Consider the following 13,327-nt stretch of genomic DNA (forward strand, 5'->3'; position numbering starts at 1 on the left):
TCAGCTGAGCACCGGACTGACCGGTACGACGGTGGCTTTCGGGATCCATTGCCCCGCAAGCTCTTCCTGCATGGGCATGCCGGGGCCGTGCGCCTCGCCCGGCCCCATCGGCATCGCGGTCACCTGCGCGACCGCGTAGATCTGGACCTGGTCGCCGGCGGACTGGCCGCGCAGCCAGGACCGGAACCCGGCGGGCGTCGGGTTCGTGCCGCCGAACTTGTTGCCCACCTCGACCGCGTAGCCGATCGGCAGTTGTTCGCGCGGGTCGAACCGCAGTGGCACGGCCAACGTGGTCACCGAGGTCGCGATGGGGGTCGTCAGCAACCACGGCGCGACGTACAGGCCGTGCGGGTAGACCGGGCGTTCTGCCTGCTCGACGCCCGCCCGGGACAACGCCCGGTATGCGTCGGACCAGCCGGACAACACGACCAGCGCGTCAGCGGAGTCCTTCACCTCGATGCTGGACCGCACCAGCGCGGCGGCCGCAACGCCGCGCGGTGTGCTGTCCGAGACGAGTTTGACGCTGGTGACGCCCTTGTTCTTCAGGAACACCAACAGCTTGCCAAGCGTGTCAGAGTCCTCAGTGGACAGTGAGTCGGCAGGGCAGGACGTGAGCACGTCCCGTCGTCCGCTCACCAGACCGCCGAGCGCCGCCGTGGCGCACTCGACATCCGCCGCCGGGCCGGGTGCGGTGCCGGTGTCGAACGAGACCCCGAAGCTGTCCTCGCCCGAAGTCACCGTGATCTCGCCACGCCCGGCGGGCAGGTCGACCAGCGCCCACGTGCCGTCCGCGCCAGTGGAAGGCACGGCGGGCACTTCCGGGCCGTCCCCGACCCGCACCTGGTGGTTCCCGGACGGGAAGTGCACCAGGTTGGGACCGGGCCGGTGCGGGCTGATCAGCACCGGGACCTGCCCGGCCGAGGCCAGCACCGGGACACCCGGCACGGGCAGCTCCTGCGGCGAGGGGATCGCGGCGAGGCCGCTCCAGGCGAGCAGGCCGGCCGCGACCGCGAGAGTGCCGTACCGGCGAATCCCCAGCGCTGCCAACGGAAGCAGCACCACGACCACCAGACCGACGCCGAGCGCAGTCTCGTAGACCCGGCGGTCGAACGCGAGCCCGGACGACACCAGCCGCACCAGGCCCGCCAGCGAGAGCACCACGCCCAACGACAGCGCGTGCTGCCGAGCGCGCGGCGAAGAGGACAGCGCCAGCGCCACCCACGCGACCGCGCCGGTCACGTAGACGGTGTTGGCCACCAGCAACAGACCGGAATCCCCCACGGAGGTCTCGATCACCAGCAGCAACGTCAACGCCGCCGCCACCCACCTCGCGGCAGGCCGGCCGAGCAGCACCGGCACGAGGACTACGAGCACCACGTGTGCCAGCGCGCCCAGCACGTGCGCGTCGAAAACCGCCAGCGACACGGTGACGAGCCCGACGGCCAGCGCCGCGAGTGCGAAGTTCGCGGCCCTCACCCGTTTCGGGACCACGACCGCGATCCCGGAGCCGGCGATCAGCGCCGAGACGAGCAGCAGCGCGAGCCGCACGACGACGACCCAGACCGAGACGCCTTCTACCGCCTCGAAACCTCCGTGGGGATGATCCATTACTTCACGTCCGCATCCGTGATCACGAACAGCTCCGAGTGCGGCTTCGCGTTGCCGAACGGGCCGTGCGGCCAGTCCTTGCGGTTGAAGTTGATGCCGACCTGGCCGGAGAACTCGTCCTTGAACGACGTGTCGAGGGTCAGCTGACCGCCGTCGCCGATCTTCACGATGTTGACCTTGTGGTCGCCGTCGAGACCGGTGCGCGCGACGAAGTAGTTCGACACCGCGATGCGCTTGGGCGAGGTGATCTCGCGGTAGAAGCCGTCACCGCCGAGCTCGAAGTTGTCGTAGGCGCCCCAGTGCGGACCCGCGGCGGGCGTGCCGGGGTTGATCGGGACGGCACCCGCGAGCGTCGGGCAGTCGGACTCCGCGCCGCCGTTCTGCGCCTCGGCCAGCGTGTCGATGCGGCACTGGAACGACGTGCCCGCCGCGAGCAGCTTCTCGATGTTCAGCACGTACACGCCACCGGTGGTGCCGGGGTCGTTCGGGCCGAGCGCGCCCTTGCCCCGTCCGGAAATGGCGCGGTACAGGTACTTGTCGTCCGGCGAGGTCTGGATCCAGCCACCGTTCGAACCGCCGCCGTTCGAGTCGTTGCCCGCGTGGATCGCCTTGCCGGCGGACCCGTCGTCGAACACCTCGTACCAGTGCGGCTCGGCGGCCGTGATGTCCGGCGTGTAGTGCACCGCGCCGCCCTGCATGGTCTGGGCGAACGCGCCCTTGTGACCGGGCAGGTTCGTCACCGTCGTCTCCATGACCGCGCGGCTCTCCTGGTGCAGCGGGTCGGCGGGATCGGAGCGGGGCCCGTTCTGCAGGTAGCTGACGGCCTTGAGCTTCGGGGCGTTGCGGTCGGAGATGTCCCACGTGCGGACCGTCGGGCGGCGCAGGTAGGGCGAGGGCGCCTTGACCGGGTCGAGAATGATGTTGCGCGGCTCGGCGTAGTCGGACGTCACGAGGATGTTCAGGTCCTCGCGAGCCTGGATGCCGTGCGGGTTCGCGCACGTCGCCGCCCCCAGCCGAGGCAGGTTCGCGCACAGCTTGGGGTCGTCGCCCTGTGGTGTGGCGGCGGAGGTCTGCGACAACACCTTGCCGGTCTGGTCGAACCGCACCAGCGCGCCGGGCGAGCCCGCGAAACCGTTGCCCACCACGGTCTGGCCGTTGGCGTAGAGGTACGGACCTGGCACCACGGGGCCGCCCATGTAGGTGCCGTACGCCGTGCCGTCCTTCAACGTCCAGTAGGCGTCCGGCACAGACCCGCCGAGCGTGTTCGTCGGCAGGCTGATGCCCTTGAGCTTCAACGCGGGCAGCGCACTCACGTCGAACGCGTAGGTGGCCGCCGCGAACAGCGCGCCCGCGTAGACCGTGTCTCCCTTGTGCCACACGTACTGCATGTGGTGCGGCTCGTTCTCGACCAACGGCCCGACGGTCGCGGTGTTCACGACCTTGCCGTAGCTCGGCGAACCCTCCGTCGCGTCGATCACCGCGAGGAAATCAGGCCCTGGCAACGCGTTGGTGACCTTGCCGAGGCCACCGGCGAGGCTTCCCGGCAGGTTCTTGAGGTCTTTGACGAGCGTGTCCGCGATGTTCTCGTCTCCAGCCCAGACGAGAAGCCACTTCTTGCGGCCGCTGCTCAACGTTTGTGCTTCCCGGGTGAGGTGGTTCTTCACCCAGTACGACTTGCCGTCCGATGCGGTCTTGCTGTCCACGGTCGTCTGCACATCGGCATAAGCGGGGGAGTTGTCCCCGCTGGCCGTGACCACGCCGGCCGCGAGTACCGCGACCGCGGCTCCGGCCAGAGTTTTTCGCCATCGCATTGAAGGCTTCTCCTTGTTTTGGGCACGCCGAATTCACCCGGTTTCGGTCGCAGCGCAGAGACCGGCCGGAATGTGTTGACACAAAGGGGGAAAGGCGCTCAGAGGGAGCGACAGAGTGCGCTGGCCTGCTGGCGCAGGTCCACGTGAAGGCGTCCTACCAGGACGACAGCGGTGCACATGTGGCTGAGGATCTCGATAGTCGGCCAATGTTGTCAATCCGGTGACCAAAGAGTGGGAGATGTCGAATATCGGTACAGGGATCATCTCTGGTGCCGATGTTTCGCATTTGTCGCGCTATTTGTGCCACCTCATTCCTTGTCGAAAGTAAGGTCTGATCGGTTCCGATCGGCAGAGGTGCGCGAGCGGTGGCCTTCGTAGCTTCGGCTGGGTGACTTGGCTGGTGATCGGCACCGACGCGGTGCTGGGTGTGTTCGCGTTGATGTTCTTGGCGCTGTGGTTCAGGTTCCGGCTGAGGGCGTTCCTCGCCGGGGCGGGGGTGGTGGTGGCCTACGCGGTCAGCGAGGTCGTCAAGCTCGTCGTGCAGGAGGAACGGCCCTGTCGCACAACGCCTTCGCTGGCGGCGTGTCCGGAGCCGGGCGACTGGTCGTTCCCCAGCAACCACTCGGTGATCGCCGGGGCGTCCGCGATGGCGATCTGGGCGCTGCACCGGACGCTCGGCTGGTTGGCGGCGGTCTGCGCGGTCGCGGCGGCGGCGTCGCGGGTTGTCGTGGGTGTCCACTATGTACACGACGTGCTGGCCGGGTTGGTGCTCGGTGCGTTGGTGTCGTGGGGAATCGCGGTGCTGCTCAAGAAGAAGCAGCGGAGCAACGACGACGCGCCGACCGTGGTTCTGCAACGCCTGGGATGATGAGCTTTGTGTGGGAGGCAGCGCTCTACCTGGTCTTGTTCGTCGCGGCTTTCGCCGTCGTGCGCACGCGACCCGCGGTCGCTCTGGGCATCGCGCTGGGTGCCTGGCTCGTCTGCTACCTCGTCAGCGTCGAGTTCGACGTCAGGGTGGTCGCGCTCGCTCCCGCACTGGCACTGGTCGGCTTTCTCGCCGGGCGGAATGCGAAAGACCCGCGGGCCACGGCGATCGCGCTCGCCGTGGCGGAGATCGCCGGTGTCGTGGTCGCCCTCACCGAACGGGGCGGGTCGGACACCGCGCTCGCGGTCACCTCCGGCATCGGTGTGCTCGGCGTCGTGCCGTGGGCCTTCGGACGGTTCCGGCGGCAGTTCGCGGAGCTGCGCGAGGTCGGCTGGGAGCACGCGGCGATGCTGGAACGGGACGTCGACAACGCCCGCAACGCCGAACGCGCCCGCCTCGCCGGTGAGATGCACGACCTGGTTGGCCACGAACTGGCGCGCGCCGCCCTGCTCGTGGGCGCGCTGGAACTGGAACCAACCCTGACCGCACAACAACGTGAGGCAGCCAAGACCGCGCGAGCCAGCGTCACGGCCGCGGCGGAACGGCTCGCCGACGTCATGCAGGTGCTCAGGGCCGACGAGGACGAACCTGTGGCGACGATCGAGGAAGTCGTTGCCAGGAGCGGTCTCGACGCGGAGTTGAGCAACGAGCGCAGGACCGCGATCGACGGCATCATCGCCCGAACCGTGCATCGCGTGGCCGCCGAGGCGCTGACGAACGTGATCAAGCACGCGCCGGGCGCGAAGGTCACCGTGAGCCTGACCGCGAACCTCGAGCTGCGGATCACGAACGGTCCGGCGCCGAAAACGCTCGCGGTGGGCAGCGGCAAGGGACTGGTGGGCCTCGCCGAACGCGTCGCGCTGGTCGGTGGCTGGTTCGAAGCCGCGCCGACGGACGAGGGCGGGTTCGAGGTGAGGGCCAAGCTCCCGGAACGCCCGCGAGCGAGAACCACGCCTACGCATGTGCGACGCGAACGCGCAGAGGAAGAGATCCGCAAGAGCGCTCGTAGGACCGTGCTGATCACGTCCGCCGTGTGTGCGGGGATCGCGATCGGCGTGCCGGGCTACATGGTGTTCGACGCGGCGACATCAGTGCTCACGTCGCGACAGTTCGCACAGGCCCAGCTCGGACAGCTGGAGGACGACCTGGACCTGCCGCTGCGCACCCGCGTCGACAACCCTCTGGGCGTGAGGGCACCTGCCGACACCGAATGCCGCTACTACAGCACGCACGCCAACCCGTTCGACAACACCCGGCACGACCTCCACCAGCTGTGCTTCCGGGATGATCGGCTGGTGTCCAAGGAGTGGCTCGCGAGGAGGACCGGTTGATCAGGGTCGTGCTGGCGGACGACGAACCGGTGGTCAGGTTCGGCGTGAAGGCCGTGCTCGGGACCGCCGGTGACATCGAGGTGGTCGCGGAGGCGCAGAACGGCAGCGAGGCGATCGATCTGGTCGCCCGGCACCGGCCTGACGTCGCCGTGCTCGACATCCGCATGCCCGTGTTCGACGGCCTGGACGCGGCCAGGGTGGTCCGCGAGTGCCATCCGGCCACGAAAACCCTGGTGCTCACGACGTTCGCGGACGACGCGTACATCAGCCGGGCGCTGGGGGAGGGTGCCGCCGGTTTCGTGCTGAAGACCGGTGATCCGCAGGAGATCATCTCCGGCGTGCGCGCCGTCGCGGGCGGTGGCGCGTTCCTGTCTCCGTTGGTGGCCAAGAGAGTCGTCGATCAGCTGTCCAGGGCGCATCCACGACCCCTTGCGACGCAACGGATCGAGGTCCTGACCGCACGCGAGCGCGAGGTGCTCGGGCTGGTCGGCGCCGGGCTGTCGAACGCCGAGATCGCGGCCCGCATCCACGTCGTCGAGGGCACCGTGAAGGTGTACGTGAGCACGATCTTCCGGCAGCTCGGCGTCAAGAACCGCGTCCAGGCCGCGATCATCGCCCACGAGTCCGGGATCATCCCGGACTGATCAGGCCCGTTCGATCAGGTGCGGGCCCCGATGCCCGAGATCGCGCGGACTTCCATCTCCGCCGCCTTGGCCGCCATCTCCGGCTCGCGCTTCGAGAAGATCGTCGCGAGGAAGCCGCAGAGGAACGAGAACGGGATCGAGACGAGGCCGGGGTTGCCGAGCGGGAACCACGCGAAGTCGATGTCCGGGAAGATCGAGGTCTTCGAGCCGGACATCACCGGCGAGAAGATGATCAGCGTCAGGCACGAGCCCAGGCCGCCGTAGATGCTCCACAGGGTGCCGGTGGTGTTGAAGCGGCGCCAGAAGATCGTGTAGAGGATCGTCGACAGGTTCGCCGAGGCGGCCAGTGCCAGCGCCAGCGACACGAGGAACGCCACGTTCTGCCCGTTCGCCGCGATGCCGCCGATGATCGACAGCAGCCCGACGACCACCGCGGTCAGCCGGGCGACCCGGATCTCCCTGCGGGGTTCGGCGTTGCCGCGCTTGATCACGTTGGCGTAGACGTCATGGGCGAACGAGGCGGAGGCCGCCAGAGTGAGGCCGGCTACGACCGCGAGGATCGTCGCGAACGCCACCGCGGACACGATGCCCAGCAGCACGGCGCCGCCGATCCGGAACGCCAGCAGTGGCGCGGCGGAGTTCTCGCCACCTGGTGCGGCGGCGATGGTGTCGGTGCCCACCAGCGCCATCGCGCCGAAGCCGATCACCAGCGTGCAGAGGTAGAAGATGACCATCGTCCAGGTCGCCCACACGACCGAACGACGGGCCTCGGAGGCGTTCGGCACGGTGTAGAAGCGCATCAGCACGTGCGGCAGGGATGCGATGCCCAGCACTAAGGACAGCGCGAGCGAGACGAAGTCCAGTTTGGACATCGCGCTGAAACCGTACTTCGCGCCGGGGTCGAGGACGGCCTCGCCGAGCTTGTTGTTCTCGGTGGCCTGCTGCATGATCGCCGACAGGCTGAAACCGAACTTGCCGAGCAGGAAGACGCTCATCAGCGTCACGCAGAGCAGCAGCAGGACGGCCTTGATGATCTGCACCCAGGTCGTGCCCTTCATGCCGCCGAGCAGCACGTAGAGCACCATGACCATGCCGACCACCGCGATCAGGATCGCCTGGCCCCACTTCGAGGACACGTTGAGCAGCAACGCGATCAGGCCGCCGGCGCCCGCCATCTGCGCGATCATGTAGAAGAACGAGATCACCAGGGTGGCGTTGGCCGCGGCCGCGCGGACCGGGCGTTGCTTCATGCGGAACGCCAGCACGTCGCCGACGGTGAAGCGGCCGGTGTTGCGCAGGCCCTCCGCGATCAGCAGCAGGCCGACGAGCCACGCGACGACCCAGCCGACGGAGTAGAGGAACCCGTCGTAGCCGTGCGCCGCGATGCCGCCGGAGATGCCGAGGAACGACGCGGCGGACAGGAAGTCACCGGACAGCGCCACGCCGTTCTGGGCGCCGGTGAACGAGCTGCCCGCGGCGTAGTAGTCCGACGCCGTCACGTTCCGGCTGCTGAAGCGGTAGACGATGTACAGGGTGATCAGGACGAACACCGCGAAGACGCTGAGGTTCAGCACCGGGTTGCCGGTGGTGGGCATGACTTACTCCTCGACGCCTGTCTTCTCGGCGAGCAATTTGCGCTGCGGGTCCAGCCGTCGCTTTGCGTAACGGGCATAACCGAGCGTGATGATGATCGATGTCACAAACTGGCTCAAGCCCAGCAGGATGCCGAGGTTGATCACGCCGATCACCTTGATGCTGACGAACTCTTTCGCATACGCGGACAGCAGCACGAACGTCAAGTAGGACGTGAGGAAAAGCGCGGTCATCGGGAAGATGAACGTTGTGAGTCGTCGGCGCAGGGAGCGGAATTCGTCGGTCTGCTGAATCAGAGCGAAGTTCGGTTTGCCGTCGGAATCGACGTACGACAAAGTCTCGGGGTCGTCGAAGGACGCGAAACCCCGGATTTCCCGGTACTCCTGCTGTGTTTCTCCAGGCGACCGCATCGCCTTGGTCATGTACTACCCGCCCCTCATGCGTGCGGCGACCACTGTAGCGCTCTCACGTGTGCAGTCAACGCTTGTTCGACGATTCGACACCGTGCCCGAGAGGCGCCCGAATGCCGGGAAACGGGCAAAACCGGACACTGCATTTGTCTCAAATGGTACGTCTTAGGTGTTGTAGCACGGTGTTTGAGCTGAACTTGAGGTTCTGTTGCATGTAGTGCAACACAGCTGAGCTGGTCCAGACCGTTGTCGCACGTGTGCACCTGGCCTAGGATCGATCGGTCCGCGTATTTGGTGACGGTTGGGGATAAAGTGGGGTTCTTAGCGCGCGAACGCCAAGTCGCGCCTCCCGGATGGAACCGCTGGCTAGTTCCGCCCGCTGCTCTGGCGATTCATCTCTCCATTGGTCAGGCCTACGCCTGGAGCGTCTTCAAGACGCCGCTGGAGAAATCGCTCGGCATCACGGGAACGCAGTCCGCACTGCCCTTCCAGCTCGGCATCGTGATGCTCGGGTTGTCGGCGGCGGTGCTCGGCACGACCGTCGAGCGCAGGGGTCCGCGCTGGGCGATGTTGATGTCCCTGATCGCCTTCTGCTCCGGCCTGCTGATCTCGGCCGTGGGCGTGTGGGCCGGTCAGTACTGGGTCGTCGTCGTGGGCTACGGCCTGATCGGCGGCATCGGTCTCGGCATCGGCTACATCTCGCCGGTGTCCACGCTGATCAAGTGGTTCCCCGACCGGCCGGGCATGGCGACCGGCATCGCGATCATGGGCTTCGGCGGCGGAGCGTTGATCGCGTCACCGTGGTCCACCTCGATGCTGACGGCGTTCGGCAACACCTCGACGTCGGGAATCGGCAAGGCCTTCCTCATCCACGGCGTCGTCTACGCGGTCTTCATGAGCGTCGGCGTGCTGCTGATCCGCCTGCCCTCCAAGGAGTTCACCGAGGCGAAGGCGGCGCTGCTCAAGGACAAGCCGAAGGGCACCGTCTCCTTCAACGTCTCCGCGAACAACGCCATCAAGACGCCGCAGTTCTGGCTGCTCTGGGTCGTGCTGTGCTTCAACGTCACCGCGGGCATCGGCATCCTGGAGAAGGCCGCGCCGATGCTGGTCGACTTCTTCAAGGAGTCCTCGACGCCGGTCGCCGCGACGGCAGCCACCGGTTTCGTGGCACTGCTCAGCGCAGCCAACATGGCCGGCCGGTTCATCTGGTCGTCCACCTCGGACATCGTGGGGCGCAAGAACATCTACCGCCTCTACCTCGGTGTCGGCGCGCTGCTCTACCTGGTGCTGCTGACGTTCGGCCCGAGCAGCACCCCGCTGTTCGTGATCGCGGCGATGGTGATCCTGTCGTTCTACGGCGCGGGCTTCGCGACCGTGCCGGCGTACCTGCGCGACCTGTTCGGCACCTACCAGGTCGGCGCGATCCACGGTCGCCTGCTGACCGCGTGGTCGGTGGCCGGCGTGCTCGGGCCGCTGATCGTCAACGCCATCGCGGACGCGGGCAAGAAGGCCGGACATGTCGGTCCTGACTTGTACGCGACGTCGTTCTACATCATGATCTCGCTGCTGGTCGTTGGTTTCGTCGCGAACGAGTTGATCCGCCCGGTCAACCCGAAGTTCCACGAGCCGAAGGCCGTCGAGGAGACCGAGAAGCCCGCGCCGAAGTCGGACGACGACGCGACGGTCGCCAAGTGGAACGAGGCCGAGGCTGCGGACGTCGCAGAGTCGGCTGAGAAGGAAGAGGCGGAAGGCGTGGTGAAGAAGTGAGCTCACCCCAAGAAAACCGGTCAAGCACGTTGCTGCTGATCGGTGCGTGGCTGTGGGTGGGTCTCCCGCTCGCGTACGGCCTGTACCGGCTCTTCCTGAACGCGGCCAAGCTCTTCGTCTGATGTTCAACGCGCTCGTCAACTGGCGCAACTGGCGCCTGCCGGTGAAGCTCGCCGCGGTGTTGATCGTTCCGGTCACCATCGCGGTGGGCTCCGGCGTGTTGCAGATCAATTCCCAGATGGAACGCGCCGAGTCCTACGCGGCGCTCCAGCGGCTGGTGAAGGTCCGCGCCGCCCTGATCCCCGTGATCGAGGGCGTGCAGTCGGAACGGCGGATCGTCGCGGAGGGCGTCGGTCCGCAGTTGCTCGCAGAACAGGTCAAGCGCACCGACGACGCCCGCGCGGCGTTGCGCGACCAGATCGCGAAGACCTCGCTCAGCGAGGTCGTGACCGCCCGCATGAACGACGTGCAGGGCAGGGTCGGCGATCTGGACGCGTTGCGCGAGCGGACCAACGACGTGCCGGCCGTGATCAAGGCCTACAGCGAGCTCACCGACTCGTTGCTCGACGTGGACGAGGTGATCGCGAGCGAGTTCGGCGACGCCGCGCTGCTGCGCACGGCGATGGGCCTGCACCACGTGGTGCACGTGCGCGATCAGGTCCTGTACCAGCAGGCGGTCGTGCTGTCCGGGCTCACCCGCGGCCAGCTGACCAACGCCGAGGTGCGGTCGCTGGTCGAGTCGAACGTCAAGCTCGGCTACATCGCGGGCGAGTTCGCCGCGCTCGCGACGCCGGACCAGATGAAGACCTACGGCAAGAACTTCAACGGCCCGGACATCGAGGCACAGCGCACGATGCTGGCCGCCGCGGTGCTGCACCCGACCTCGGACGGGTCGAACGCGAGCAACAACACAGGCAACAACCCCGGCAACAACAACGCGGCCAAGCCCAGGCCGTTGCCGATCGCGGCGGCGGACTGGAGCAAGGCGACGGGCGCTGTCGTGACGTCGATGGGCACCGTGGTGACGGGTCTGCAGGACGACCTGCGCGCCACCGCCGACCGCCTGCGCGACGAGACGAGCGACGCCGCCGGTACCGCGTCCGCGATCCTGTTCGCCAGCCTGATCCTGGCCGGCACCATCGGGTTCGTCGTCGGCCGCTACCTGCTGCGCTCGCTGAACGCGTTGCGCCGCTCCGCTCTCGAAGTGGCGTGGCACAAACTTCCCGAAATGGTGGCAACCGGACGCGGCAGCACCGAGATCGAGCCGGTGCCGGTGGAGACGACCGAGGAGTTCGGCCAGGTGGCGCGCGCGTTCGACGCGGTGCACCAGCAGGCCGTCCGGTCGGTCATCGAGCAGGCCGGCATGCGCGCGAACATGCGCAACATCTTCGTGAACCTCTCTCGGCGCAGTCAGAGCCTCGTCGAACGCCAGCTCAAGCTGATGGAGGAGCTGGAGAAGTACGAAGAGGACCCGGACCAGCTCGCGAACCTCTTCAAGCTCGACCACCTCGCCACCCGCATGCGCCGCAACAACGAGAACCTCATGGTGCTCTCCGGCGGCGACGTGGCACGGCGGTTCACCCGTCCGATCCCGCTGACCGACGTGCTGCGCGCGGCGGCCGCGGAGATCGAGCAGTACCAACGGGTGATGGTGCACACGGCGCCCGGTGCCGAAGTAGTCGGTTATGTCGCAAGCGACCTCGTCCGGCTGCTGGCCGAACTTCTTGACAACGCAACGGCTTTCTCGCCGCCGCACACCCAGGTCTCGATCAGCGCGTCGATCGAGGCGGGCGACATCGTGCAGATCGACGTGGTCGACCACGGCATCGGCATCGACCCCGAGGCACTGGCGATCGTGAACCGCCGTCTCGAGGCCGCCGGCGATGGCGCGGACGTCCAGGTCTTCCGTGAAATGGGACTTTTCGTCGTCGGCAGGCTCGCCGAACGCCACCAGATCGTGGTACGTCTCGATGCCCAACAGGGCAAGGGGACTCGCGCGATCGTGTTGGTTCCGGCCGAACTGGCACCACGACGGGAGGAGTCCTGGGAGTCTTTCCGCGGGGAAGCGATCGTGCAGCAGCAGGCGTCCTGGTTCCAGCAGACGACACCCGCCGCCGCACCGCCGCCTCCCCCCGCGCCCGCACGTCAGACGCCGGAGTCGGCCCGAGGCTTCCTCGACGCCTTCCAGCGCGGTGTGCAGCGAGGCCTTCCCGACCACCAGGAGAGTCGATGAGCACGCAGGTGGACCAGTTCGGCTGGCTGGTCACCAACTTCGCCGAACGCACACCAGGCATCGAGCACGCCGTGGTGATCTCGGCCGACGGCTTGGTGTTGATCTCGTCCACGAAGCTGCCCGCACACGTCGCCCCGCAGTTCGCGGCGATCGTGGCCGGCGTGGTCTCCCTCGCGGAGTCGGCCTCCAAGTGCTTCGCCGGCGAGGCAGTGGTCCGCACGGTCGTGCAGATGGACCGCGGCGTCATGCTGTTGTCGTCGATCAGCGACGGCTCGGTCCTGGCGGTGCTGGCTTCCTCTTCTTCTGACGTCGCGCAGGTGGCGTACGAGATGACGGTGGTCGTGCGCCAAGTGGGCCAGCTGCTCACGCCGGAACTGCGGGCCGAGCTGGCATGAACGGAGATCCCGACGAGCAGGTCAACTTCGGTGACCTGATCAGCGGTTTCAGCTTCGACAGCGAACGAATCCGCAAGCGCGGCAAGAAGAAGGCCCAGCGCGCCCCGGAACCCCCACCGGAACCGGACCCGTACGCCACGCTGCCCTTCGAGCCGGTCCCGCCACTGCCGTCGATCGAGACGTCGATGGAAACGTCGTCCTCGATCGTGCGCGCCTACGCGTGGACCGGCGGCCGCACCACGTCCGACGTGCACCTGGAGATCGAAACCCTGGTGTCGGTGAACGAGCGCTCGGCCACCGCCGTGCGCCCGGAACACCAGGACGTGCTGGCCCTGTGCCACTCGCCGCGGTCGGTGGCGGAGATCGCTGCTCTGCGCGGGCTGCCGTTGGGGGTCACCAAGGTGCTGCTCGGTGACATGGCGTCGCACGGGTTGATCGATGTGCACCGGACCGCGTCGTCCTACGGGGAGGATCGGCCGGACAGCGCATTGCTGGAGCGGGTGCTGGCGGGGCTGCGGCGGCTCTGATCGGGCCGCCGCCGAGTGTCAGACCCCGTGAGTACGTTGGGGTTCTGCCGCAGCGCTGGCCGGAGTCTCCATCCGGGCGGTGG

Annotated in this window: 11 protein-coding genes and 1 pseudogene; 8 read left to right on the plus strand and 4 right to left on the minus strand. The window is 67.5% G+C overall.

The annotated features are described in order from the left end of the window. Entirely contained in the window at positions 1-1,608 is a 1,608-nt protein-coding gene (locus tag ACWGE0_RS10685) for a hypothetical protein (RefSeq protein WP_452260660.1), read from the minus strand. Continuing rightward, complete coding sequence (locus ACWGE0_RS10690) at positions 1,608-3,419, minus strand: hypothetical protein (protein WP_452260661.1); 1,812 nt, start codon at positions 3,417-3,419, stop codon at positions 1,608-1,610. The genes ACWGE0_RS10685 and ACWGE0_RS10690 overlap by 1 nt, the downstream gene beginning before the upstream one ends. Positions 3,420-3,807: 388 nt before the next feature. Between ACWGE0_RS10690 and ACWGE0_RS10695 the strand changes: the two genes are divergently transcribed. From ACWGE0_RS10695 to ACWGE0_RS10705, 3 genes are read left to right on the plus strand one after another with little or no spacing between them, the layout of a single operon-like run. Further along, positions 3,808-4,287, plus strand: coding sequence for a phosphatase PAP2 family protein (locus tag ACWGE0_RS10695; protein WP_452260662.1), 480 nt, complete (start codon positions 3,808-3,810; stop codon positions 4,285-4,287). A gap of 8 nt (positions 4,288-4,295) precedes the next feature. After that, entirely contained in the window at positions 4,296-5,675 is a 1,380-nt protein-coding gene (locus ACWGE0_RS10700) for a sensor histidine kinase (RefSeq protein WP_452260663.1), read from the plus strand. Beyond that, complete coding sequence (locus tag ACWGE0_RS10705) at positions 5,672-6,319, plus strand: response regulator (protein WP_452260664.1); 648 nt, start codon at positions 5,672-5,674, stop codon at positions 6,317-6,319. Before ACWGE0_RS10700 ends, ACWGE0_RS10705 begins: the two co-directional genes overlap by 4 nt. A 14-nt stretch (positions 6,320-6,333) precedes the next feature. Here ACWGE0_RS10705 and ACWGE0_RS10710 read toward each other — a convergent pair whose 3' ends face one another. Both ACWGE0_RS10710 and ACWGE0_RS10715 read right to left on the minus strand, forming a co-directional pair. Continuing rightward, on the minus strand, positions 6,334-7,914 hold the full coding sequence (locus ACWGE0_RS10710) for a solute symporter family protein (RefSeq protein ID WP_452260665.1): 1,581 nt from the start codon (positions 7,912-7,914) through the stop codon (positions 6,334-6,336). Between the two features lie 3 nt (positions 7,915-7,917). Next, entirely contained in the window at positions 7,918-8,334 is a 417-nt protein-coding gene (locus tag ACWGE0_RS10715) for a DUF485 domain-containing protein (protein ID WP_452260666.1), read from the minus strand. A gap of 300 nt (positions 8,335-8,634) precedes the next feature. Here ACWGE0_RS10715 and ACWGE0_RS10720 point away from each other — a divergent pair. The 5 genes and pseudogenes from ACWGE0_RS10720 to ACWGE0_RS10740 form a co-directional block, all read left to right on the plus strand. Beyond that, positions 8,635-9,960, plus strand: a pseudogene (locus ACWGE0_RS10720) (OFA family MFS transporter); the annotation flags it as partial. Between the two features lie 125 nt (positions 9,961-10,085). Further along, a complete protein-coding gene (locus ACWGE0_RS10725; protein WP_256557306.1) occupies positions 10,086-10,211 on the plus strand; it encodes an MFS transporter small subunit in 126 nt (41 codons plus the stop codon). Beyond that, positions 10,211-12,322 carry a sensor histidine kinase gene (locus ACWGE0_RS10730; RefSeq protein WP_452260667.1) on the plus strand — a complete coding sequence of 704 codons (2,112 nt, stop codon included), beginning with the start codon at positions 10,211-10,213 and terminating at the stop codon, positions 12,320-12,322. The genes ACWGE0_RS10725 and ACWGE0_RS10730 overlap by 1 nt, the downstream gene beginning before the upstream one ends. Beyond that, a complete protein-coding gene (locus ACWGE0_RS10735; RefSeq protein WP_319967895.1) occupies positions 12,319-12,717 on the plus strand; it encodes a roadblock/LC7 domain-containing protein in 399 nt (132 codons plus the stop codon). Before ACWGE0_RS10730 ends, ACWGE0_RS10735 begins: the two co-directional genes overlap by 4 nt. Continuing rightward, positions 12,714-13,244: a DUF742 domain-containing protein gene (locus ACWGE0_RS10740; protein ID WP_452260668.1), complete on the plus strand. Its 531-nt coding sequence runs from the start codon at positions 12,714-12,716 to the stop codon at positions 13,242-13,244. The genes ACWGE0_RS10735 and ACWGE0_RS10740 overlap by 4 nt, the downstream gene beginning before the upstream one ends. Positions 13,245-13,327: the final 83 nt, after the last annotated feature.

The organism is Lentzea sp. NPDC054927, from assembly GCF_053610285.1.